This is a genomic window from Salibacterium sp. K-3 (genome assembly GCF_054052005.1).
The window spans coordinates 327180-350370 of sequence record NZ_JBSVZE010000002.1 but is presented as its reverse complement, the minus strand read 5'-3'; the positions used below and the strand labels follow the sequence as shown (position 1 = coordinate 350370).

The window sequence follows — 23191 nt, the reverse complement described above, 5'->3', positions numbered from 1 at the left end:
CGGGAAAGGATATGGATATATGAACGTTCATGTGATCTGGGAATCGGCGCTGCTTGTCGTTATGGGTATTCTCATCCTCCGTATTGCGGGGCGTAAGTCGATTTCACAGATGTCGCTGGCGCAGACGGTCGTGATGATTTCGATCGGTTCCATCATTATTCAGCCGATCATTGAAGACAGCGTATGGAACACCACCGTGGCAACACTCGTGTTTGTGTTGATGCTCGTGTTGATCGAGTACCTGCAGCTGCGCTCTAACCGGGTGGAGCGGTTTGTGACGGGAAAAGCGAAACTCGTCATTGAAGACGGTATTCCGCAGTACGAGACACTGCGTAAGATGCGCTTCACGGTCGATTCGCTGGAGATGCGCCTCCGTCAGCAGGGGATTTCGAAAATTTCCGACGTCAAAACGGCTACGCTGGAACCGAATGGGCAGCTTGGATATGAACTGATCGAAGACGCCAAGCCGCTGACTGTGGGGCAGTTCAAGGAGATGATGGCCGGCCGCATCGTGCTGCCGCGGGATACAAGTGGGGAGCCGGATGTGTTTGAAGAGGTGAAGCAGGGACGCCACCCGCTGTCGAACGCAAAGCATCTCCGCTGAAAATTGACATATCGGCAGCTGCTGCCGAAATATCGGCGGTTTTGTCCCCTTTATCGGCGGATGAAGAGCAGATATCGGCGGAAGGAACGATTATTTCGGCGGTTTCGGCTGATTTATCGGCGGAACCGGGATAGGAACCTGGCAGGTTGTCTGATGCAGTAAAAAGAGGCGGTCCCACATGGCCGCCTCTTTTCTTTACCCGTTATTCTTTTCTTTCATTTTTGCTTTCATCGCCTCCAGTTCATCATCGACGTCGTTTTTATCAAGCTCGTCGAGTTCGTCGTCGAGGGATGAGCTGTCATCGCGCATTTCTTTGCTCGTTTCGGCGCGGGCTTCAAGTTCATCCACTTTCTCCGACATGCGGTCGAATCCGGCGGAGGCATTCTCCGAGCCGAAGCTTGACATCGATTCGTTGATTTTCTGCTGCGCTTTGGCGGAGCTGGCCCGTGCTTTCAGCGTTTCTTTCTTCGCTTTCATTTTTTCATATTCGTCTTTCATATCCTGCAGCTGATCGCGGAGCTGCTGGCTGGACTGCTTGGCATTTTCGTGCGTGGACGTGAGTTCATCCACTTTCTCCTGGTGTTTGTTCTTGTCTTCGAGCGCCCGGCGTGCCAGATCTTCGTCGCCTTTCTCGAGCGCTTTTTCCGCCTGTTCCTGGCGTTTGTCACGCATTTCGACGGCATCATCAAGCTGTTTCTTGAATTTCTTCTCAATGCTGATCTGCTGTGCGACGTTTGTTTCGGCTTCCTTCATATCCTTTTCCATATCGAGTAAATATTGATCGAGGAGCTTTTCCGGATCTTCCGCCCGGTCCAGCAGCGCATTCATGTTGGATAGGGTGACGTCTTTCAATCGTTTGAAAATACTCATGGGATCCCTCCTGAAAACTTTGGCTCACATTATCTACGGTTTAGTGATACGTGTGGTTTCATGATATATTATACTGGACATTGTTCATTTTTTAAAATAAATTTCCATCGATCGAAATGAACCGATATCCTTTTCATTTCGGCGGGAGTCTCGTAAAATAAGAGACGTTCGCATGATAAAACTGGAAATTTCAGAAGATGCCGGGGAAAATGAAACAGGCGCCGCGCCGAATCGTACATCTAGAGGGAATGTTATTCTGCGGAAGAAAGGAGGGAAAGCGTTTGCGGAAAAAGGTATTGATTATCTTTACAGCTCTGATTCTCCTGTTGACCGGCTGCCTCTCCCAGGGTGGTGTCGCGTCGCAGCATTATGAACTCGAAAACGTAATGGAAGACGAGGCGGGCAATGAATCCCATGTCTACCGTGCCGAAAACAGCACAGTGCCTGAAGCGGTGGAAACAATCCGGGAGGACAGCGAGCCGGTGGAAGTATCCGAAGAAGATGAGGAGCGGATGTTTCTAGTCTATGAAGACAGAACCATTCAGGTCATGAAGGATGCGGAGCAGCCGGAAGATTCACTCGTCGAAGTGTCGGAACAAGAATTCGTGGAAAATAACTACCGCCCTTCCATGCTTGAAACGTATGCCATGTTCCGGATCATGTCGGACTTGTACAACATGGGAAGCCGGAACCGTGACAGAGAATATGAAGGGTATGTCGGAACAAACGGACAGTATCACCGCGATCCGTCCACACGGGGATCCAACCGTTCTGGATCGGTGACATCGACTGGAACCCGCGGAGGCGGCTCCGGTTTTGGAAAATAATAACGATACATATTAGAAGGAGGAATAATGGATGGATTTATCGGTAATCGTGGACTCAATTATCTGGTTTGTACTTATTATGGCGCTTATTTTCATTGCGGCCTTTCTTTTTGAAAAGGTGACCAAGTTTAAAGACCGGGAAGAAATCAAGGCCGGCAATGTCTCGGTGGCGCTTTCGCTGGCGGGTAAAATATACGCGCTCGGCTATATTATGAAAGTGTCGGGGGAAAATGCATACAACCTCGTTGAAGCACTAAGCTGGGGCGTCATCGGGTTTGTATTTCTCATCATCGGTTACTTCCTGTTTGAATTTTTGACCCCATCTTTTAAAGTGGATGAGGAGCTGGCGAAAGACAACAAAGCGGTAGGGATCATGTCACTCGCGATCTCTGTAGTGATAGCCCATGCCGTAGCCATCGCGATTATCTAAAAGGGGCGCGCGGCGTCCTTTTCTTTTGGAAAGAGGGAATAGATCTTGCTGCAGCAGTGGAAAAAACCAACGAACCTTTTGTATATATCATCATTTATTGTGTCCGTATGCGGGATCATCTACCAGATGATGCTCGGGGCGGCGGGATCGTACCTGATGGGAAGTTCAATTCTGTCCTATGCGATAGCGGTCGGCGGCAGTCTATCGGGCATGGGTGTCGGATCGATGCTGTCGGAATATCTGCGCCGCCATCTCATTAACCGTATCATCGGGATTGAGTATCTGATCGGGCCGGTGGGGGCCTGCTCCACCCTGTTTATCTATATGATGTTTTCCGTGGCCGGCAGCGATACGGCGTCGGTGTTTTTCTGCCTGCTGATCTTTCTTATCGGCTGCCTGACGGGGATGGAGCTTCCGATTTTGATCCGTGAGGCGGAGAGACGCGGCGATGAACTGAAAAAGAGTGCCGCCCGCACGCTTTTCAGCGATTACGCGGGATCGCTGATCGGAACACTTGGTTTCGCGCTGCTGCTCAGTCCATGGCTCGGTTTTATTCAGACCGCGTTTTTTGTCGGGTTGATCAATGTGGCGGTGGCGTTCTGGCTTACGTTTGCGTTCAAGCATGAGATACATAAGCCAAGGCGCTCCCAGTTCATCGGTGTGCTGTTATTGGTGCTTCTCGGCTCCGGTTTTATTTTCGGAAACAGTTACGCGCAGATTCTCGAGCAGCACCTGTATGACAATCCAGTTGTTATTAATGAAGAAACCAAGTACCAGCGGATTGTCGGCACGCAGGCACCCGGGGATTTCCGCTTTTATCTGGACGGCAACCTCCAGTTCGCCGAATCGGACGAGTACCGATATCATGAAACGCTGGTCCATCCAGGTATGGGACTGTTAAAGGAGAAAATGGCGGACGGCGGTGATATGGACGTGCTTATTCTCGGGGGAGGCGACGGGCTTGCCGTCCGGGAACTGCTTCCCTACGACAGCGTAGCGTCGATCACGCTTGTCGATCTCGATCCGAAAGTGACGGAGCTTGCCCGCACGAATCCTCATTTGACCGATATCAACAACCATTCCCTGGAAGATGAGCGGGTGTCGATCGTGCACGGCGATGCGTTTTCGTATCTGAAAGAAACCGACACCTCCTATGATTATATCCTGTCGGATCTGCCCGACCCGAATACGCTGGAGCTGAACAAGCTGTATACGAGGGAAATGTACGGCTTGATGTATGAACGGCTTGCCCCGCACGGTGTCGCGGTCGTCCAGTCGACGAGTCCGGTTTTTTCGAGAAAATCGTACTGGACCATTTCGGAGACGATCGAAGGCGCCGGATTTTTCGTCGATAATATGCATGTGGATGTGCCGTCCTTCGGGGTCTGGGGATTTACGATGGCAGCGAAACGGCCGTTTGAGGCGGCGGACGTCACGATACCGGAAGCGGCCGATACCGAGTATCTCGAGAGCGGCATGCTTGCTTCCCTCTTTCAGTTCGGAAAAGATGAAAACGGGGATATTGAAGGCTTCACCTATCAGGAAAATACGATCAACCATCCGATTCTGACGGAGTTATACAATGATGCATGGAGATACTACTGATCTCCGTGCTTTTTTATTGCTGTTCGGGCTTCGTTGCGTGGAGTGGACACTATATCGCCGGCTGCCTGCTCCAGTGTCCACGAAAGCTATGTTGGTGGACGCTAATTTTTTATCCAGGAGGCATAGTGTCCCCGAATCCTTAAATAATTTTTGTGACAAAAAAACATCCCCGGAGAACGGGAATGCTTCGAAACAGCAGGGGTTCTGCAATTTACAGTTTGACATTCTAAATGCACCAATACAATGCGCCCTGTTTTCATGGTGGTCAGGCATCCATTTCTCTTAGAATGTCCCTGGCTTTGTGTTCATCTTCAGCCTTCACGGAAAGCTTCGTCACATTCCGTGTGGAATAAGATAAGTCACCGGCCCCGCCGATATCCTTTTCACACCATATATTTTTGTTTTTCAAAGCTTGTTCGGCCCTGAATGCTTCGCCTGGATATATCGTATGAAGAATGACCACCGTTCTTGTTTTCGTGAACAGTTTTTTTATCCACTGATACACAAAAAACCTTCCTTTAATTCTTTATCTTTTCATAGGTATCGCGGCTGCAGATGACGGCAAGCTGCGTACCGGTTGGAATGGTATCGTCCCAGCCTTCAGTAATAAACGCCGTATCGTTTGCGATGAGAATCGCACCCAGATTTTCCAGCGCATCGCGGGCCTCCCGGTACGTCTTCCAGCTGCTTTGCGGGCGGATCAGATGGAGGTCGTCACCGTACTGCCTGCTTAAGAGCTGCATGAAGAATGTGCTGGAGCCGTGGTACTCTGCGGACTTCGCGATCAGGTTGGAGACGGACTGATACGACGGAATGCATTCATTCACGCCGGCGCGGGTGAACAGTGCTTCATGTTTGTCCGAGAGAAGCTCGGCGATTGTGTAAATGGACGTGCCGTGTTTTTCGCCGTATGCTTCGATGGTGGAGGCGATCAGATATGTTCTCCCGTCGGCAAGATCGAGGTCGTTGATATCCTGCGGTGCGAAAATGCCGACCGTTCTTGCTTCCAGAATATTCGCCTGTTCCAGCGTATTCTCATCGGTCGCGCTGCCGCGGATAAAATGAAACCGTTCATGCTGGTACGGCGCTTTTTCGAGATTCCGGTCGATCAGGACGACCTGTTTCTGTTCGTTGGTGAGCATTTCTTCCACGGCGCTCTCCGTCTTGCCGTCGGCCCAGCCGATGAACACCGCGTGGTTGGAGTCTTTAAAAGCCAATCGTCCTTCCTCCTTCGCCTGTTTATAATGAAGCACGGAATCCAGTATTTTGGAGATCACAACACCGATGATTCCGATGCCGAGCGGATAGACGAACAGCATCGTAAACCACTGGCCGCCGGCGGTGACGGGAGAAATGTCGCCGTATCCGACGGTCGTGGACGTCGTCATTACCCACCAGAGTGCGCTCATCGGCGTAAATGTCTGCGGTTCGATCGCTATGATGCCGATCACAGACACCGCAATGAAAAGAAGGGTGAACAGCAGAAGCGACCAGCTGCCGATACGGATCACTTTTTCATACAGTTGTTTTAGTATGTACATTCCGATGCATCCTCTGCTGCTGTTATTTTCCCATTACCGCGGTCCAGCGTCTTCCTGTGTATGTCAACCGGATCGAGCTGTTCTTTGAGATAATCTACAGCGGCATCCGAATCAATCGAGGCTCCGCACGTATAACAGTCAATCCCGCAAAATCCTTTTTCCGGGTACGTATGGATGCTCATATGGGATTCGGACAGCATCGCAAGCACCGTTACGCCCTGCGGCTCGAAGCGGTGGGACTGTATGGAAAGAATGGTTGCGCCGGCCCGGGCCGCGGCTTCTCTTATGTAAGAGGTCAAGGATGCTTCGTCGTTCAGAAGCGCATAGGAACATCCCCAGAAATCGGCGATGTCATGCGTTCCTTCGGTGGTGTATTCCATGGACGTTTCCCTCCGTTTTCCATCACTCATCCGTTTTGTCTTTCCCCATTTTACCATTCTCTGGTTGTCTTCGCTATTCATTTCAACCAAATAACCGTGTATGCTATACTGATGGAAAATACAGTAACGTGAGAAGGAGAGTCTCTGATGGGAGTTTTTAATAGAATGAAAGAAATGTTCCGGGCCCGTAATGTGGAGGAGGAGAAAGGGACGGTCACCCGGACGATCCAGACGCTGGAACTCGAGGATATTGTGTCGTACGATCTGGAGGACTATATGGTGAAAGGGAAAATCGTTTACGAAGACGGCGGGTTTGAATGGACTGTCTACCATCTGGAAGGAGAAACGTCGAACCGCTGGCTTTCGTTTGAAGAAGACGATGAATGGGTGATCGGTATCTATGATAAAACAAGCGTGCCGGCCGAAGAACCCGGGAGCGGCACGTTTGAGTACGAAGGAACGACGTATCAGGTGAGTGAACACGGTACGGCCTCCATCAAGGAAGCCGAAGGCCGGGTCGGCGCATCACCGGGGCAGTCGGTGGAATACTGGGATCTCGTTGATGCAAAGTCGCAGGAGAAGCTGTTGTCCGTGGAAAAGTGGGGAGGCAGCCTCGAAGCGAGCACCGGTTATGAAATCAGTGAGAAAGAAATTTCCATCATCGCAGGTACATAAGGTATGGTTCAGTGCTCTTCCCATTCCGGATCGAAACGGTTGACTACTTCTTCGGCGGGATTTTCTCCGATGACTTCATACGCCTGCCCGTCGAAGGATATCCTTCGTTCGCCGAGAATAAGCGAATGACCGTCCACGTCCATGCGGTACTGATCGTAAATCGTATCGTCGGTTCTGCGGAGGAGGACCGTTTCTTCCGGTGCGTGAGTCAACGTTTGAACGATGCCCTCCTCCGACTGCGGCGAATAAGAGGCGCGTCCCTGCGGAGTGTAGCTGCCCCTTTCCATGGTGAAGTCCTCCACTGGTTCGTCCACGTCTTCCAGCATCGCTGCAGAGGCGTCTTCATACGTTGTATGCTCCCACCGGTCGAAAGCGAACAGGCCGGCAATCAGCACGATGGTCGCGGCGGTAAGGGCTTTGCGGTTGTTAAAAATGGTATGGGCATCGAGCGGCTCCGGCGCGTCACAGGTGACATAGGTACCGACACACAGGTCATGCAGCGTACGGCGGTCGTCCCGCCGGATCATCATGACGATACTCACAATCAGACCGATGCCGAAGGTAAGCAGATAAATAAGACCGACCGCGAGATAACGAAGCAGCATCGTTCCAAAGCCCGCGCCCTCACGATAGACACTCGCAATGGTTAAACCGAACATCCATTTACCGATCGTCCGCCCCCGCCAGATCGAAGGGATCATAACCCAGTACAACAGGGTGAAAACTTGCAGAAAGATGGTATTGGAAACAAGAATATCCCCGTATAATACAAAGGCCAGGGACAGGTTGAGCAGCATGATAACAGCACTGTCGATCAAGGCGGCGCCGAGCCGGTGTAAAACTCCGCCGGGATTGGACACAGGCATGATGCATTCCTCCATACGTTTGCGAACATTGTCTCAATTTCTATTAAATTGATTTATATACTTATTTTTCCTTTTACTTTCTGGTATGATTTTAACATATACACTTATTCTGTCACACCATGTTTGGAAAGAAAAGGGAAGCAGGGGATATAACGTGTTGTGGACCATCTATCAAGTCATCACGCTAGTTGTTCTGGCATTCTGTACATATGCGGCGTCGCAGATGATCGGCGGATTTGCTGCGTCCGGACTGGAAACCGCCGGGCCGGTCAATTCTTTATTTGACATTCTTCTCGCTGTGACGATTCCTATCACTGCGTTTTATTTTTTCATCCTGTTTGAGCTGAATAAGGACAACCATATATTTTACCGTAGGATCTGGAAACGTGCGCCCGTCCTGTTCGGCGCTGCCGGCATCCTGTCGCTGGCCGGGCTGTTTCTGCTGTTTTTTCAGGATGTGTTATGGGGTGAAAAGTGGGCGATTATCCTGTTATATCAGTATTTTCTGCTGCTTTTTTATATGTTTGTGTTCGCCGTTTTTTTCAAACGGATGAAACGGATCGAACCGGTGACCAGAGCAGGGGAACTGGCAGCGACGTATTCGGTATGGGTGGTTCTGGGCGTTTTTATTCTGTCTTATTTTGTATTTCCGGCGGTGTAGCAGAAAAGGGCATCAGGAGGTGAATAGTTGTGCATTGGTATGCAAAAGTATTGTCGAACTATGTAACATTCAGCGGAAGGGCCAGGCGGGAAGAATACTGGATGTTTACGCTGATTAATGCGCTTATCATTTTTATTCTGGCAGGGGTGGAAGTGGGATTAGACATCCCGGAACTCCCTTCAACATTGTACGGTCTGGGGATTTTGCTGCCCTCCCTGGCGGTCGTCGTACGGCGTCTGCATGACACGGGACGAACGGGATGGTGGATTCTTATCGGGTTCATTCCGTTGATAGGTTCTATTGTGTTACTCGTGTTTATGTGCCTGGACAGCCAGGACGGGATCAACGAATACGGCGCCAATCCGAAAACGGAAGCAGCGTTTCAATCATGAAAAAGCATGAATCGGTTCGTCCGATTCATGCTTTTATTTTTCTGATTTTTCGTCAAAAATAAAAATTTCTGTTTCCTTCCTGTTATCCATCTATTATACTAGTTTTAACAATTGTTATATAATAAGGGGAGGGGTCATGATGAGTCTAAAGGCTAAACTGTTGGTGTACTGCCTCAGTCTGCTCGTCATTCCTTTAGTTGTACTGGGATGGATCAGCTATGATACAGCGAAAGATGAGTTGAATGCCGCCAGTGAAGTGAGTCTGGAGAACTATGTCGGCATGGCGGCGGAGATGACCGACCGGATGCAGCAGGCAGCAGAGGAAGGATCCATATCGGAAGAGGAAGCGCGGGAGCAGGTGAAAGAAAGTCTGCTCGGCCCGTCTGAAGGGGATGGTGAACGGACAGTAACCGGAGACATAGATCTGGGGCCGAACGGCTACTTTTACATTATGGACAGCGAAGGGACGCTGCTAGCCCATCCCAACCAGGAAGGGGATAATATCTGGGATTCTCAGTCCGATGACGGTACATATTTTATTCAGGAAACGGTCGAGAAAGCCCGGAACGGCGGTGGATTTGTCAATTATGAATGGCCACTGCCGGGTAATGAGGACGTCAGTAAACCGAAAATCGTGTATGCCGAATACGATGAAGAATGGGACTGGGTCATCACCGCCGGATCTTATATGATGGATTATAATGAAGGCGCTTCCAATGTATTGAGCATCATGCTTTTCACGATTGCCGGCGCTCTTGTTATCGGGGCGGTCGTCGTTTACTTTGTAGCGCGGAGAATTTCGCGGCCGGTGGAACAACTGAATGAGGAAGTTCAACGGGTCGCATCCGGAGATCTCAGCAGCCGGAACCTGGACATCAACAGCAAAGATGAAATCGGATCACTTGCTGCCCAGGTCGAGCATATGAAAACGTCGCTCCGCTCGATTATCGGATCGGTTAACGATTCCGCGCAGCAGGTGTCGGCGATGTCGGAAGAACTGAATGCCACGACCGACGAGAACGCAAAAGCCGCCGAAATGATGGCGCAGTCCGTACAGGAAGTCAATGACCAGTCGTTCCGCCAGTCGGCTGCGGCGGAAGAATCGAACGAGGCCATTGAAGGAATAGAGACGACGGTGTCGGATATGAATGTGCGGGTCGACCAGACGAAACGATCCACCGGGACGGCCAAGGAAAAAACCGAAGCCGGCAAGGAAAAAATTTCTACATTAAAACAAGAAGTCGGGGAACTGCAGGAGCTTACGACCCGGACGAATGCTGAAATTCAGGAGCTCGAGCAGAAATCCGGGCAGATTACCGACATCGTATCGCTCATTACCGAAATTTCCGAGCAGACAAACCTGCTCGCCTTAAACGCTGCCATCGAAGCTTCACGGGCAGGCGAGAGCGGCAAAGGCTTCGCCGTCGTCGCTGAAGAAGTCCGAAAACTGGCGGAACGCTCCAGTGCCTCCGCCTCGGACATCAACCGGCTGATCCAGGAAATTCAGCAGACGGTGAAACGATCGGCGGAAGCGATGAACGAAAACCACGATAAAGCCGGCAACTGTAATACGCGCGCAAAAGAAACGGATGCCACCTTTGATGAAATTGAAGAAGCTGTCACCTCGATTGCTTCTGATGTGGATGCGATCAACGAGGCCCTCGGCGCGATTGAAGACAAAACACAGTCTTCCGGCAGCCAGATTGGCGATATGAAAGAAATCAGCCGCCAGAATGCGGAAAACGTCGAGCAGGTGGCAAGCGGCATTGAAGAACAGAACGCCTCCATGGAAGAAATCAGCGCCTCCGCCGACAACCTGAGCCATGTCGCCGAATCCATGCAGGAAAGCATCGCCGCGTTCCGTTTTGATGAAGAAGATCGAGACGGAAAATCAGAGAATTAATGGAGAAATTCCCGGAATCGATGCAGAAATAGAGAAAAGAAGGAAGAATCGATGCAGAAATTCCAGCATCAATGTAAAAAACGGGAGCAGCAGTAAAAAACCGTCGGCCCGGTGTCTACACGAAGACACCGAGCCAGACGGCGGTCACGAAGGCGAGCAGCAGCATCCATTTTTCTACATTGGAGACATCTTCTGGATCTTTCACATCCATGTTTACAATCAGAATGACAGCGGCCGTGGAGGAGGCGGCAAGCCCGAGGGCGGCAGGCAGACGCTCCAGCCCGAGCCAGAACGCACAGCCACCCGCGAGAACATAATACAGGACGGCCGGCAGCCGGACAAAAGGCAGGCCCAGTTTTTCCACCGCCCATACGACGGAGGTCTGCTTCTTCGGAACGGCGCGGGCGTCCGCGTTTAGATCGGGAACATGATGGACCATCACCCAGGCGATGCAGATAAGCGCATTTACGGTCGCGTTCTGATACGCCCACTCCGGTATGGTTCCAAGTGCCAGCCACGGCCCGGCAAGGCCGAGGAAAAAGATCGACGGGAACGTGCAGAGCCATTCCCCGGCGAACGGGTAATAACTCAGCCGCAAGGGGCGCATTGAATACGCGGCTGCCGCCCATACCCCGACGGCCAGCAGCACACCGAGGCGGAAAAAACCGGTAACGAGGAGCGCGCCGGCAAGCAGCACAAGGAAGGCGGCGAGCCCTTTTCCGATCCGGCCGATCACCTCTACCGGCACCGCGCCGGTCTGGATGAGGCGGCTGCCGCCGGATAGGATGGCAGGGCTGTGCTCATCCGTGCCTGAGATATGGTCGGTATAATCATTTAACAGATGTGTCAGCACGCCGTGGATCAGAAACGCACTGAACAGAAGCAGCAGAAACAGCGCGCTCCACCGGCTTCCGGCGAGTTCTCCGTATAACGGAAGCATCGTCGATATGATCGCCGCCACACTGGACGAAACGACAGCGATCCAGCGCAGCAGCACGATGCCGTTTTTCAGAACGGTTCCAGCCTTGTTGATCATCATCACCAATCCCCCATTTCACTATCCGTCATTCCCGATTTTCAGGTACTGGAAACCAGTCTGTGCCTTCCGGCTGGTAATCATACCTCCTGTATGGAAGAAATGTGCCAACTTGTTGGAAAGAGGGAATACAGCGGTGTAGCGGCCGGCGGTGTATCTCCGGCTCTTTTTCATATGTGATCTTGGGGTTCGCTCGTATTCGACATCATTTCGCTCACAATACAAAAAGGAAATAAAACGATCTAAACCAATATGTATATGTGTGGTAAGATAAAAGAATCTATACACGGCGGGGAGATGAGAACATTGAATAAAATGCTGCTACACGTGGAAGGTGCCGCTGTTCTGGGGTTAAGTCTGTACCTTTATTCGCTTCACGGACACAGCTGGGTGCTGTTTGTCCTTTTACTATTAAGCCCGGATCTTGCGATGTTTGGGTACGTGGCCGGGAACAAAGCCGGGGCCGTTATCTACAATATCTTTCATACATACAGTCTGCCAATTGTCATGATAGCAGCCGGTATGCTGCTGTCCCAGCCGCTTCTGCCGGCCCTCGGTCTGATCTGGACCGCCCACATCGCCATAGACCGGGCGGTGGGCTATGGGTTGAAATACCCCGCCGGTTTTAAAGACTCACATTTGAACAGAGTGTAGAAAAAGCCGGATATGCGCTCTCCGGCTTTTTTTCATATAATCTTCGGATTCGCTCGCAATCGAAGTGTTTCCGCTCGTATTCGACATCATTCCGCTCGCAAAAGATGGCATCCACCGCATCGTTATAACAGCGCCCCGAGTAAAATAATCGCACCGATGACGAGAACGACGCCTGCGATGATCCGCAGCACACAGCCGACACCGCGCATGATGAGCGGGAATAAAAAGATAACCATCACAATAAGTATAATCAGCGTAAGAGGATCCATATCCATCCTCTCCTTTCTTCTTCTATCCTACGCTTCTGCCTTCCCTTTTATCCTGTTTTTCTAACATGGAATGCTCCATGGCCCTCCATTTTATGGTAAAATGAGTACAAAAGAGGAAGCGTGGGAAGGGATATGACAACGAAAATGGCTTGGCTGCTGAATCTAATTGCGTCTGCCATATGCCTGTACGTGATTGCACAATTCACGGTCAGCCCGGACCAGATATCGGGAAACGGCAATATCGGCCTGCTTTTTATTATGGTCGGCACTCCGTTTTTCATTCTCGGCCTGTACTACACTTTTAAAATGGGAGAAAAGCTGCTGCCGGTGCTGGTCCGGCGTCATAAAGGAAAAATGGCTTTGCTCCTTGCCGTGATTGCGTTTATCGGACTCAGCCTGGGATGGGGGCTTCACGCTGCAGGATTAATGGAAGCACTGGCCGACGGTTTGGAGAATGAAATGTCGAGAATATATCGTTTCGGCCAATTGAATCAATATACCAATATGCTGTATTTCAACGGGTATTCATTTTTGCTGCTTCACCTCATCAGCGCCGCCGGCGGATGTTTGTACCGGAAGAGAAAAATAAGAAATAAAGGAGAATCCCTATGACATCACAGGTTCTGATTGTCGGTGCCGGTCCGACGGGGCTCGCGATGGCACTTGCGCTTGAAAAGCACGGCATATCGTTTCGCATCATGGACCAAGAGAGCGGTCCCGGCCGGCAGTCCCGGGCAGTGGCGGTTCATGCCCGGACGCTTGAATGGTATCATCAGCTCGGTGCCGCCGATCTGCTGATTCAAAACGGTTACCCTCTCCCGCAGCTCGAGATCTACCGGAATCAAAAGCGGCGTGCTGCCCTGAATTTTCACGACATGGGGAGAGGACTTAGCCCGTATCCGTATGTCCTGATTCTTCCCCAGGATGAACACGAGCGTCTCTTGATTGACAGGCTGAAGGAAAAAGGAATCGAAGTGGAGTGGAACACCGAGCTTTCCTCGTTTCAGCAACACGAGGATCACGTCGAGGTCGTGATGGAAAAAGAGAGCGGAGCAGAAACTTCCTCTTTCACGTATGTCTGCGGATGTGACGGGGCTCATAGTTCGGTGCGGAAAGCGCTCGACCTTCCGTTTACCGGGAAAACGGATGACCATGTGTTTTATGTGACCGACGTGAAAAGTTCGTCGGAGGCAGAAGGCGCGCAGATGCATCTTTTTGAAAATACGTTCGGCCTCGTGTTTCCGATCCGGACGACCGCTTCCATCCGCCTGATCGGCCTTATCCCGGACCGGTTTCTGGATGAGCGGAACGACGTCGATAAAGACAGACTGATTCCATTTCTGGAAAAACAGACAGTGATTAATATCGATCATGTTCATTGGTTTTCGAAATACACGGTGCATCACCGTATCAGCAGCCAGTTCCGGAAAGACCGCGTTTTTCTAGCCGGGGATGCGGCCCATATCCACAGCCCGGCAGGAGCACAGGGGATGAACACAGGAATCGGCGATGCCGTGAATTTGGCGTGGAAGCTGGCTGATGTGATAGAGGGGAGGATAGACGCTTCGGTGTTCGATACGTATGACACCGAACGCAGGGCTTTTGCGAAACGACTGGTTGCCACGACGGATCAAGTGTTTCAGGGCGTGGCCGGAGACGGGATGACGTCAGATCTCGTCCGCAACGTGATGATTCCCCGCGTGATGCCGTGGGTGACAAAAAATCTGCCGGTGAAACGGTTCATGTTCAAAACGCTATCGCAAATCCGGATTCACTACCAGGGCAGCCGGCTTAGCTCCGGAAAAGCGGGCCGTGTCCAGGGAGGAGACCGGCTGCCCTGGCTTCCCGGAGAAAACGGGGACAACTTCCGGCTGCTGCAGAACGCGGACTGGCAGCTGCATGTGTACGGCAGCGCCTCACCTGAACTCCACCGCGCAGCCGGGGAACATGGAATTCCGCTTCATGAACTGGCATGGACGTCGGCTGGGAAAGAAGCCGGCATCCCGAAACACGCGATGTTTCTCATCCGGCCGGATGGTTATATCGCCCTCGCCGACTCCGGGCAGGATACCGAAGCGCTGCGCTCGTATCTGGACTCCTGGGGCATGGTGGACGTATAGGAGCCGGGGGTTTCGCTCGTAACCGCCCCATTTTCGCTCGAATTCGACATGATTTCGCCCGCAATCGTGTGTTAATTCTGTGCTATTTTTTAACAAAGGCAGGAGATTTCTGTGTCAATTAAATATGCTCACACAAACATTGTTGCAAAAGACTGGCGTAGGTTGTCTGATTTTTATGTTAAAGTTTTTGATTGTAAGCCCGTATTGCCTGAAAGAGACCTTTCAGGCAAATGGATAGAAAACGTAACTAATATAGACAATGTTAGTATTAAAGGCATCCATCTAACCTTACCTGGGTACGATGCAGGACCAACTTTAGAGATTTTTCAATATTATCCAGAAAACCCTGAGAGGCAACCATCAAATATTAGCAATCAAGGATTTGCACATATTGCATTTGTAGTGGATAACGTTGAAGAAGTTTTGAATAAGTTAATGGAATACGGTGGAAAGAAACATGGAGCTTTAGAGAAAAAAGAGTTCGAGTCCCTTGGAGTATTAACAATTGTTTATGCAGAAGATCCCGAAGGTAATATTATAGAGATACAGAACTGGGAAAAATGAATGGTGGAATTTTCCATCTTTGACTTTAAACGGCTTATTTTCACACCGTCCTCGTTAAAGGACGATGTAATAGGAAGACGGCGGCAATGTCATCATTAACGGGAACCGCCTGTCCCTTGGAGAATAAGGGGAGTCATGGGTCGGATCGTTCGACATACATAAAAGGGGAGAGAAATGATGAACATTATCGCACAGATCGTTATTGTTTTTCCGGCGGCTTCCATTGCTGCGGGAATCCTGGGCCGCCTCCTTTTCAAAAACATCTACGTTATGCCGGCTGTCGTTTTCATTACGGCTTTTGCAGCGATGATCATTTGGTACAATTCCACCTTTGCGGTATGGATGATCGTGTATTCGGTGCTCGCCTTTTTGGCAGGGTATCTTGCTGATCTATTTATTGCGGTGCGCACATGGATGAAGTCTGTGAAACCGAGAGGGATGTGGAAATGAAAAAAGCTGTTACCATCATAATTGATATCGTGCTCATAGCTGCACTGTGGTTTGTTATGGAACTGGCAGGAGTAGATGTATCCATTGTTGTTCCAGCCCTTATACAATGGGCGACAAAGTATATTCTCCCCTGGATTGTTCTGTACTGGCTGATCAGGCTGATCAAAAGCCTGGAGAAAAGATAAGTAGCAACAGGACATAGGTATAGGGATAACGAAGCTGGAGTTACAACACATGGATAACATAAAACCGGCAGACCAGAAACACATAGACGATCGAAACGATCAACAGCGCCGTCCCCTTGGTGAAATGGGAGCTCTTCCAACGCTGCCTGCCACGGTACAGCAGCAGAAACCACAGAATAAGCATAAGAAGCGGAGTTCCGATGAAAATCCAGGGAGCTTCATCGAGGGGAGTCAGAAAAAGGGAGGACAATAGTACCCCCCAGATAATAGAAATCCCCGTCAAAAGCAGAAGAAAATCCTTTGCCCTTTTCCAGGTGAAGTCAAACAGAGACATCGAAAGGTAACTGCTGGTCCAGATCATACTGAGTATGCCTGTAAATAAAAAGACGCCAACATGGAAGTCTCCGGTGAATGCGGTGCCGAATATAATGAAGAAAGAAAACCAGCCGAAGACGACCAACAGGAGAAAGAAGCCCGCCTGCACGAATCCTCTTTTCATATACACCCCTCCATATTATCTGTATCCAGGTTTCTTGTCGTTGGCTGTGTATTGTCAGGCAGAACCGATTACTTAAGAAGGTGGCGGGAAAATGTGCATCCAGCAGGCCAGACCGCCGACACATATGCAAATGGTGACCATTTCAATCAGCGCAACCTTATAATTGGAAGGGTTCTCGGTAAATCTCCATTCCACATAGCTTTGAAAACCCGATTGTATAACTCCAAAAATGCCCACTACAGTAATAAGGACAATTGGCTGATACATAAAAAAGGCGCTGCAGATTACGACGGCAAAAAGATGGAATAAACGCAGGATATGGTCCCATTTCTTATGAAAGGCGTTGATGTGGGTAGGGAAGAGCCACTTTTTTTATCTGCCTTCATCCAGCGGCGGGCAAGAAACGGCACAAGCCAGAGAAAAAGCATAAATCCTCCCATGACGAGTGCAAATTCGATCCAAAATCCTTCAGGTAACGACTGAAATCGGATGCAGAACAGCTCCTTTTTCAAGGGTCGATGCAGGGGATGGAAGGGTTATCTTTACTGCATTTATGCTTTTATTTTTATGTAAAATTCTGATAAAATCATTGTAACATAGGAAATTTTATTCAGAAATAGGTTAATATGGCCTTCAGCCGGGGAGACGGCAGCTGCTTCTGTTCTCTAAACCAGAATAGAGGACATAATTCGTGCAATAGAAATTAGTACATTAGAGAGTTTATGTATGAACATTTGTATTGAAGAAAAAAGGGGGAATACAGTGATGAAGTTTCATATTGTAGATGTGTTTGCGGAGGATAAATATCAGGGGAATCAACTTGCGGTATTTCAGCCGGACTCCGACATAAGTCAGCAAGAAATGCAGCAGATTGCCAAGGAAATGAATTTTTCAGAAACGACATTTATCATGTCGGGAAAGCGGGAGAATGGCGGTTACGATGTGAAAATTTTCACCCCGGATTCAGAGATCCCGTTTGCCGGTCATCCGACGCTTGGCACTGCCTATGTGATTCAACAGTTTATGGAAAAAGAAGAGGCAGCAGAAGTGAAGCTGAACCTGCACGTGGGGCAGGTACCGGTCGTTTTTCAGGGAGAAACGGGATGGATGGTGCAGAATCAGCCGTCGTTTGAGGCAGAGCTGGAGGCCCAAGACATTGCCGATACCTTGCAGATCACCCCGGCGGATATGGAGGCGGGATTCCCGGTGCAGTCGGTATCGACGGGACTTCCAAGCATTATTGTCCCCCTGAAAACACTGGACGCCGTAAATCGCTGTACAGTGAATCATCATCTTTATGATAATATTCTGCAGGAGATCGGCGATGCCAACTTACTTGTTTTCACCCAGGAAACCATAAACGACACCAATGATCTGCATGCCAGGGTGTTTATGTTCCCTTCCGGCCATTTGGAAGACCCGGCTACAGGCAGTGCTAACGGCAATCTGGCAGCGTACCTGCTGCAATATGATTTTTTTGAAAAAAGTTATCTGAATTACACGGTGGAACAGGGTTATCCTGCAGGACGCCCGTCTTTGCTTCATGTTCATGCGGAAAAAGAAAGCAGCAAGCAGCCGTTTTCCATCGAAGTCGGCGGCCAGGTATTCGTGACAGCAGAAGGCCGCTGGATGTAGCAGCAACCGCAAAAGAAGTGAAACGAGGGAGAATTACAACAGAATCAGGAATCGTTATGCTAGTAGATCTTTCTAAGTCTTTTCCTAAAGTCTTTAAAATGAAAAGAAATCCCTGTTCAACTTTTTGGAACAGGGATTTTGTTCCTTGATGACGAAACTTCATATTTGACGCGAGTTTCATTTAGCTGAACAGGTTTTTTATCATTCCTTAGATGGACCCAAAATTGTAATGGAAACGGTCATTATAGCTGAAAGGTAAAATGTGAATGTCATGTTCGTCTGCCCCGCAATAATGCCCATAATGGAAGGACCAACGAACTGTCCAGCTGTAATGAGAAAGAAGACGAGCGCATATCCAATGGAAGGCTGATCTTCAAATACTCGAACACTCCAAACAGCGAATATCCCAGTAATCATGATAAAAAATATACCAAAGAGAACAGCAGATATAATAATGCTCCCCCAAGCTGAAGGAAAGGCAGCTAATACAGCTAGTGATAATGCAATTCCAAAGATATTAATACGCAGGATATTCGCTAATCCAATGGCTTCAATCAAATGACCGCCAAATGCTCCAAGAACTCCGGCCGCTCCCATGATGAACCAAAAAAATTGTGATTCGTTCATCGTAAACCCGCCAACATTGACGACAAAATCAACGGCATACGTCCAGTATGCAGATGTTGTTATTCCAATCAACAAAGTGAGAAGAATTAAATTACGTTTATCTTTCTCTAATAACCACTTCCCTTTGATTTTCGGCAAGGCACCTCCTTTTTGGTTTTGGAAGGAAAGAGGAGAGATGGCCCACAGGTTCCAGGTTGTGACACAAAGGGCGATGACTCCAAATGCAATCCAAGCCAGCCTCCACTCTTCTCCCGCAAAAAGGGCCATCGGTCCTCCTAAGAGAACACCAAATCCAGTACCACAATTAATAATCGTCAACGCTCGTGTTCGCTTCTTTTTTTTGATACCCTTGTTTACGATTTCCGGCACGGGTGGGTAGGATAATCCTGGACTAGCGCCTGCAATCATTACCCCAGCAGCCAGCACCCCTATCGTTTGCGATAAGCCGATGACCATCATCCCTATGGTCGCAGTACATCCTCCTAAAATTAAGGGCAACTTGGCTCCACATTTAGCAATTAAAAACGGCACCACAAGCGTTGTTACCATATAAGAAATATATGAACTGCTGGCGATAAAACCCACTGTCTCGGTAGAAATGCCAAAGTCTTTTCGTATATAGGGAACAAATAAACCGTAAGTGTATCTGGAAAGTCCGTAAATAATCGCAACCATAGCTATTCCTGGCAATACTAAACGAAAATAGTTCATTTTAAACCACCTAACCATTAAAATGAAATTTAATAGTTAGTTTACATTATGTTATACTTTTAATCAAGATGCATTAGAAGGATGTGATCCATCATGAACCAAACAGTGAATTTTTCATGCTTGTCCAACTATATATCCATTAATTTTTTCAATACGCTCCAAATGCATGAGGATAGGCCCTTGAACCTTTTAAGCACAGAAAAAGATATACAGGCGTGGCTGACGTTTATGGTTCAACACCAAATCTTAACGAAAGACCAATTAGCAATTATTGAAAATGGTCCATTTAACGTGGAAACCCTGCAATCTTTTCGGGAGTCATGCCGTCGATATTTTAAAGGATCAGGAATAACCGATGAGGATGCTTTTTTGTTATGGTTGACTGGAAAGAATCAAAGTGTGCCGCTTTATTTTAGCTTTTCTCAAAATAACCTGGTGGCTATGCCACAACATGGTGGAACGGATGGACTCGTTTCCTTGCTTGCCTTTGATCTTCTTAAAATGAATGAAAACGGTGATATGAACAAGGTGACGGCGTGTGCGAATGAAAAATGTTTAGCCTTCTTTGTTAATCAAAAAGGGACTCGGAAATGGTGTTCCATGGGGATATGTGGAAATCGCAGGAAGGTCAAAAAGCACTATTATAAAAATGTGAATAAATAACGACAAGTGGCTGCGTAGCCTCGGATGGAAAGAAGGAGGTCTCAAGGTAACTTACAGCAAAGAAACCGGGAATTATTTTCTCAAAAAATACTGGAAAGCCTGGACCGTGATTTCGTTATTAACGGTCCTGTTCTTTCTCCCGAATGCCTTTCTTTTTGACATGACGACTCTTGGCTACATACCTGCCTTTTTTATTATACTGAATTCGGTCATTTTTGGTTTTTATGTGAATCGAAACGAACGAAATAAATCCCAAAACTTGTGACGCTGTATCATCAAAGGAGGAAGATAAGAAATGAAATATGTATTATCCTTGCTTGCTTTTGTTGTTATCTTGCTCCCCGGTTGTTCCCTCGAATCCCAGAGTAACGGCGAAAACGTAACAACGTCCGAAGGACGATCCTATCAGGCATGGGTCAGAGTGAACGGCACGGTGTATCAATCCCAGGGTACCGAAAATAATGGGACATATACACGAGAGGAAAAGATAGGAGAAGTCAAGTATAATCTGCCGCCGGACGAAACCATAAAAGAAAATTTCGCCTCCAACTACGCAGAAGAAGGTGCAGCCATTTATGCTGCCCAGGACAAGAGAAACATACTATTGGTCGAGGTAGAAGGGGAAGCATATGAGATTTTTTTCAATAACGAGGATTAGCTGCGAAAGAAGAAGTCTCTCTGATCGCATTGCTGTAAGCTTTAGGTAACGGACAACACGATAGGTAAAATGTCGCCTATCGCGATATACTGGACACCAGAAGCTTCGTCTGCCACTTTTTTGTCCACTATTTATATATACGAGACACATTACCGCCGCAAGCCCCGTAAAATGTCTCCTATTTGAGTTTTATAGACACTTTGCTTAAGATTAACGACCCTGGACGTCTATCGTTACCCACCCCGCGTGGTCCTTCATCAAATGGGTCTATGTTACGCATGAATAAGTCTCTATTATATGTTCACCGTAGCAGACACTTCATTCCATGTTGAGCAGAATCTTTGGCACGGCCGGTATTTTCTGATAATTTTGATAGAGAATTACAAACAAGAATGGCTTCCAACCCATAGTAGGAGGTTGTTTCATGAAATACAATAATTTAGGAAATACCGGGTTGAAGGTGAGTGCGCTGGCGTTTGGGACAATGACATTCGGCGATGACTGGAACATAGGTTTTGAGGATCAGAAACGGGCGGACGAGATGGTCGACATGTCCATCGATGCCGGCATTAACCTGTTTGATACCGCGGACGTGTACAGCTACGGTGTGTCCGAAGAAATGCTCGGCAAGGCGGTGAAAAACCGGCGCCAGGATCTTGTGATCGCGACGAAAGTGATGGGGGCGATGAGCAATGACGTGAACGACCGCGGGCTCAGCCGTTTCCACATCATGAATTCGGTGGAAAACAGCCTCCGCCGGCTGGATACGGATTATATTGACCTGTATCAGCTTCACTCCTTTGACGAGAATACCCCGCTTGAGGAAACGCTCCGGACGCTGGAGGATCTCGTCAATCAGGGCAAAGTCCGTTACATCGGCATGTCCAACCATGCGGCCTGGCAGATCGCCAAAGGGCTCGGCATTTCCGACCGGAACGGCTGGCCGCGTTACGCCTCGGCGCAGATGCATTACAGCCTGATTAACCGCGACATCGAGCATGAAGTCGTACCGCTTGCCCAGGAAGAAGGCATGGGGATTCTTGTCTGGAGTCCGTTAAACGGCGGCTACCTGACCGGGAAATATAGAAACGAAAAAGAGAGCGACAGCCGTTTTGCCACTTCGGATCTAGAGGACTTCCCGCCGGTGCCGGATAAAAAGACCGCCAATGAGATTGTCGATAACCTGACCGAAATCGGCAGCAACCACGGCGTCGGCCCGGCGGAAGTGGCGCTCGCCTGGTTGATGGAACGCCCTGGTGTGGCGTCGGTGTTGATCGGTTCGAGAAAAACGGAACAGCTGCAGGCGAACCTGAAAGCAGCCGAGATTGAATTGTCGCAGGATGAATATGACACGTTGACCGAAATCAGCGAACCGCGCACGCCGTATCCGCAGTGGATGTTGAATATGATGTAATCGGAGCAGAGGCTCCCGGTACATGCCGGGAGCTCTTTTTTTGCCCATTTCACTGGAGAAAGTGTCTAGAATATAAAAGTTGGAACCATTTTAACGGGACCCGTGTGAAAAGTGTCTACTATATAAAAAAAGGAGACACTTTCCCGGGAATGGCTGAATAAATGTCCGGTAACATAGAATCATAGACAACTTCCGGACGGTTTTGTCCATAAAAAGTCCTTCAGCAATTCCTCCGCTTAAGCGAAGGTCGGTGATATGTTGATCCACACAAAAACATAGACGGTGGCAGCGCTCAATAAAATAACCTCCACGAGGCTGGCTTTGTAGTTGGCGCGGTTTTCGGCATATTTCCATTCTACATAAGCCTGAAAGCCGGTACTGAGAAAAGCATAGATTCCTACTACAATTAGAGAAAAAAAGGACTAATTCAGGAAAAATATAGCACATCCCAGAAGAGAAATGAGTGCAGCAATGCGGATGGTCCAGTCTCCTTTTTTATGGAAATCATTGATATGGTTATAGGAAAACCATTCTTTTTTATCTGCCTTCATCCACCGGCGGACAAAAGGTGGAAAGACACCGACGAGGACGATCAATCCACCCATCAGCAGGAGAAATTCCGGCCAAAAGCCTTCGGGATACGTGTAAACATGCATGAGGTCCCCTCCTTTTACAGCGGTGCCGATTCTTCCGGCATGACGTTGGCAAGAATCAGATAAAGAACGAGACCGGCGGGGATGAGGAGCAGAAAGGCGAGCCTCACCGGCAGCGCTGGAATGTTAAAACATACCGCAATACCCCCGCATACCCCTGAGATGGAGCGGTTGTGCCGCGACTTTTGAATGTTCCAGCCATTACGCATCGTCGAGCAGCTCCTTTCCAAGCTTTCATTTTCCTGTAAAATTCTGATAAACTTATCATAACATAGAAAATAAGCGGCAGACATGAAGGC

28 protein-coding genes and 2 pseudogenes are annotated in these 23191 nt (G+C 49.0%); 18 read left to right on the top strand and 12 right to left on the bottom strand.

What is annotated here, in order from left to right; genetic code table 11:
- Positions 1–19: 19 nt before the first annotated feature.
- On the top strand, positions 20–604 hold the full coding sequence (locus tag ACW9JV_RS13895; RefSeq protein WP_457335447.1) for a DUF421 domain-containing protein: 585 nt from the start codon (positions 20–22) through the stop codon (positions 602–604).
- A 195-nt stretch (positions 605–799) separates the two neighbouring features.
- On the opposite strand, the gene ACW9JV_RS13890 is transcribed toward ACW9JV_RS13895, so the two are convergent.
- Entirely contained in the window at positions 800–1474 is a 675-nt protein-coding gene (locus ACW9JV_RS13890; protein ID WP_457335445.1) for a PspA/IM30 family protein, read from the bottom strand.
- A gap of 281 nt (positions 1475–1755) precedes the next feature.
- On the opposite strand from ACW9JV_RS13890, the gene ACW9JV_RS13885 reads away from it, so the two are divergent.
- Genes ACW9JV_RS13885 through ACW9JV_RS13875 form a run of 3 tightly spaced genes read left to right on the top strand, consistent with a single transcriptional unit; the run spans position 1756 to position 4336 of the window.
- Positions 1756–2301: a DUF4247 domain-containing protein gene (locus ACW9JV_RS13885; protein WP_457335444.1), complete on the top strand. Its 546-nt coding sequence runs from the start codon at positions 1756–1758 to the stop codon at positions 2299–2301.
- Positions 2302–2332: 31 nt separating this feature from the next.
- Positions 2333–2731, top strand: coding sequence for a DUF350 domain-containing protein (locus tag ACW9JV_RS13880; RefSeq protein WP_457335442.1), 399 nt, complete (start codon positions 2333–2335; stop codon positions 2729–2731).
- A gap of 45 nt (positions 2732–2776) precedes the next feature.
- The gene (locus ACW9JV_RS13875) at positions 2777–4336 is read left to right on the top strand and encodes a polyamine aminopropyltransferase (protein WP_457335441.1); all 1560 of its coding nucleotides are present in this window, start codon (positions 2777–2779) and stop codon (positions 4334–4336) included.
- Between the two features lie 265 nt (positions 4337–4601).
- On the opposite strand, the gene ACW9JV_RS13870 is transcribed toward ACW9JV_RS13875, so the two are convergent.
- The 3 genes from ACW9JV_RS13870 to speD are packed head-to-tail and all read right to left on the bottom strand — an operon-like array spanning position 4602 to position 6257.
- On the bottom strand, positions 4602–4841 hold the full coding sequence (locus ACW9JV_RS13870; protein ID WP_457335439.1) for a hypothetical protein: 240 nt from the start codon (positions 4839–4841) through the stop codon (positions 4602–4604).
- A 13-nt stretch (positions 4842–4854) separates the two neighbouring features.
- Positions 4855–5877, bottom strand: coding sequence for a potassium channel family protein (locus ACW9JV_RS13865; RefSeq protein ID WP_457335437.1), 1023 nt, complete (start codon positions 5875–5877; stop codon positions 4855–4857).
- Complete coding sequence (gene speD, locus ACW9JV_RS13860) at positions 5865–6257, bottom strand: adenosylmethionine decarboxylase (RefSeq protein WP_457335435.1); 393 nt, start codon at positions 6255–6257, stop codon at positions 5865–5867. The genes ACW9JV_RS13865 and speD overlap by 13 nt, the downstream gene beginning before the upstream one ends.
- 147 nt (positions 6258–6404) lie before the next feature.
- Here speD and ACW9JV_RS13855 point away from each other — a divergent pair, with 147 nt between their 5' ends.
- Positions 6405–6932, top strand: a complete 528-nt coding sequence (locus tag ACW9JV_RS13855) for a DUF4178 domain-containing protein (protein ID WP_457335433.1) — start codon at positions 6405–6407, stop codon at positions 6930–6932.
- A gap of 8 nt (positions 6933–6940) precedes the next feature.
- Here ACW9JV_RS13855 and ACW9JV_RS13850 read toward each other — a convergent pair whose 3' ends face one another.
- Entirely contained in the window at positions 6941–7798 is an 858-nt protein-coding gene (locus ACW9JV_RS13850; RefSeq protein ID WP_457335431.1) for an RDD family protein, read from the bottom strand.
- Positions 7799–7952: 154 nt separating this feature from the next.
- On the opposite strand from ACW9JV_RS13850, the gene ACW9JV_RS13845 reads away from it, so the two are divergent.
- The 3 genes from ACW9JV_RS13845 to ACW9JV_RS13835 all read left to right on the top strand — a co-directional run bounded on the left by ACW9JV_RS13845 (position 7953) and on the right by ACW9JV_RS13835 (position 10754).
- On the top strand, positions 7953–8459 hold the full coding sequence (locus ACW9JV_RS13845; protein ID WP_457335429.1) for a hypothetical protein: 507 nt from the start codon (positions 7953–7955) through the stop codon (positions 8457–8459).
- Positions 8460–8488: 29 nt separating this feature from the next.
- Positions 8489–8851 (top strand): DUF805 domain-containing protein, encoded by a 363-nt coding sequence (locus ACW9JV_RS13840; RefSeq protein ID WP_457335427.1) that lies wholly within the window; start codon positions 8489–8491, stop codon positions 8849–8851.
- Between the two features lie 136 nt (positions 8852–8987).
- Complete coding sequence (locus ACW9JV_RS13835) at positions 8988–10754, top strand: methyl-accepting chemotaxis protein (protein WP_457335425.1); 1767 nt, start codon at positions 8988–8990, stop codon at positions 10752–10754.
- 115 nt (positions 10755–10869) lie between these two features.
- On the opposite strand, the gene ACW9JV_RS13830 is transcribed toward ACW9JV_RS13835, so the two are convergent.
- On the bottom strand, positions 10870–11793 hold the full coding sequence (locus ACW9JV_RS13830; RefSeq protein WP_457335423.1) for a prenyltransferase: 924 nt from the start codon (positions 11791–11793) through the stop codon (positions 10870–10872).
- Between the two features lie 312 nt (positions 11794–12105).
- On the opposite strand from ACW9JV_RS13830, the gene ACW9JV_RS13825 reads away from it, so the two are divergent.
- Entirely contained in the window at positions 12106–12444 is a 339-nt protein-coding gene (locus tag ACW9JV_RS13825) for a DUF4260 domain-containing protein (protein WP_457336064.1), read from the top strand.
- Between the two features lie 122 nt (positions 12445–12566).
- Here ACW9JV_RS13825 and ACW9JV_RS13820 read toward each other — a convergent pair whose 3' ends face one another.
- Positions 12567–12713 carry a hypothetical protein gene (locus ACW9JV_RS13820; protein ID WP_457335421.1) on the bottom strand — a complete coding sequence of 49 codons (147 nt, stop codon included), beginning with the start codon at positions 12711–12713 and terminating at the stop codon, positions 12567–12569.
- Positions 12714–12845: 132 nt separating this feature from the next.
- On the opposite strand from ACW9JV_RS13820, the gene ACW9JV_RS13815 reads away from it, so the two are divergent.
- The 5 genes from ACW9JV_RS13815 to ACW9JV_RS13795 all read left to right on the top strand — a co-directional run bounded on the left by ACW9JV_RS13815 (position 12846) and on the right by ACW9JV_RS13795 (position 16032).
- On the top strand, positions 12846–13325 hold the full coding sequence (locus tag ACW9JV_RS13815) for a hypothetical protein (protein WP_457335419.1): 480 nt from the start codon (positions 12846–12848) through the stop codon (positions 13323–13325).
- Complete coding sequence (locus ACW9JV_RS13810; RefSeq protein WP_457335417.1) at positions 13322–14833, top strand: FAD-dependent monooxygenase; 1512 nt, start codon at positions 13322–13324, stop codon at positions 14831–14833. Before ACW9JV_RS13815 ends, ACW9JV_RS13810 begins: the two co-directional genes overlap by 4 nt.
- A 111-nt stretch (positions 14834–14944) precedes the next feature.
- Positions 14945–15397, top strand: coding sequence for a VOC family protein (locus tag ACW9JV_RS13805; RefSeq protein WP_457335415.1), 453 nt, complete (start codon positions 14945–14947; stop codon positions 15395–15397).
- 174 nt (positions 15398–15571) lie between these two features.
- The gene (locus tag ACW9JV_RS13800; protein ID WP_457335413.1) at positions 15572–15847 is read left to right on the top strand and encodes a DUF2651 family protein; all 276 of its coding nucleotides are present in this window, start codon (positions 15572–15574) and stop codon (positions 15845–15847) included.
- The gene (locus ACW9JV_RS13795) at positions 15844–16032 is read left to right on the top strand and encodes a hypothetical protein (protein WP_457335411.1); all 189 of its coding nucleotides are present in this window, start codon (positions 15844–15846) and stop codon (positions 16030–16032) included. The genes ACW9JV_RS13800 and ACW9JV_RS13795 overlap by 4 nt, the downstream gene beginning before the upstream one ends.
- Positions 16033–16072: 40 nt before the next feature.
- Here the strand turns inward: ACW9JV_RS13795 and ACW9JV_RS13790 are convergent, their stop codons facing one another.
- Together ACW9JV_RS13790 and ACW9JV_RS13785 are read right to left on the bottom strand one after the other, a co-directional pair.
- Positions 16073–16531, bottom strand: coding sequence for a hypothetical protein (locus ACW9JV_RS13790; protein WP_457335409.1), 459 nt, complete (start codon positions 16529–16531; stop codon positions 16073–16075).
- Between the two features lie 72 nt (positions 16532–16603).
- Positions 16604–16891 (bottom strand): annotated as a pseudogene (locus ACW9JV_RS13785) (DUF4181 domain-containing protein); the annotation flags it as partial.
- Between the two features lie 405 nt (positions 16892–17296).
- Here ACW9JV_RS13785 and ACW9JV_RS13780 point away from each other — a divergent pair.
- On the top strand, positions 17297–18166 hold the full coding sequence (locus ACW9JV_RS13780; protein ID WP_457336062.1) for a PhzF family phenazine biosynthesis protein: 870 nt from the start codon (positions 17297–17299) through the stop codon (positions 18164–18166).
- A gap of 201 nt (positions 18167–18367) precedes the next feature.
- Here ACW9JV_RS13780 and ACW9JV_RS13775 read toward each other — a convergent pair whose 3' ends face one another.
- On the bottom strand, positions 18368–19504 hold the full coding sequence (locus ACW9JV_RS13775) for an MFS transporter (RefSeq protein ID WP_457335407.1): 1137 nt from the start codon (positions 19502–19504) through the stop codon (positions 18368–18370).
- Between the two features lie 93 nt (positions 19505–19597).
- Here ACW9JV_RS13775 and ACW9JV_RS13770 point away from each other — a divergent pair, with 93 nt between their 5' ends.
- The 3 genes from ACW9JV_RS13770 (at position 19598) to ACW9JV_RS13760 (ending at position 22239) form a co-directional block, all read left to right on the top strand.
- Positions 19598–20167, top strand: a complete 570-nt coding sequence (locus tag ACW9JV_RS13770; RefSeq protein ID WP_457335405.1) for a CGNR zinc finger domain-containing protein — start codon at positions 19598–19600, stop codon at positions 20165–20167.
- Positions 20168–20462: 295 nt separating this feature from the next.
- Positions 20463–20825: a hypothetical protein gene (locus tag ACW9JV_RS13765; protein ID WP_457335403.1), complete on the top strand. Its 363-nt coding sequence runs from the start codon at positions 20463–20465 to the stop codon at positions 20823–20825.
- Between the two features lie 424 nt (positions 20826–21249).
- A complete protein-coding gene (locus ACW9JV_RS13760) occupies positions 21250–22239 on the top strand; it encodes an aldo/keto reductase (protein WP_457335401.1) in 990 nt (329 codons plus the stop codon).
- A 236-nt stretch (positions 22240–22475) separates the two neighbouring features.
- Here the strand turns inward: ACW9JV_RS13760 and ACW9JV_RS13755 are convergent.
- Positions 22476–22844 (bottom strand): annotated as a pseudogene (locus ACW9JV_RS13755) (DUF4181 domain-containing protein).
- 65 nt (positions 22845–22909) lie between these two features.
- Positions 22910–23101, bottom strand: coding sequence for a PspC domain-containing protein (locus ACW9JV_RS13750; RefSeq protein WP_457335399.1), 192 nt, complete (start codon positions 23099–23101; stop codon positions 22910–22912).
- Positions 23102–23191 lie beyond the last annotated feature (90 nt).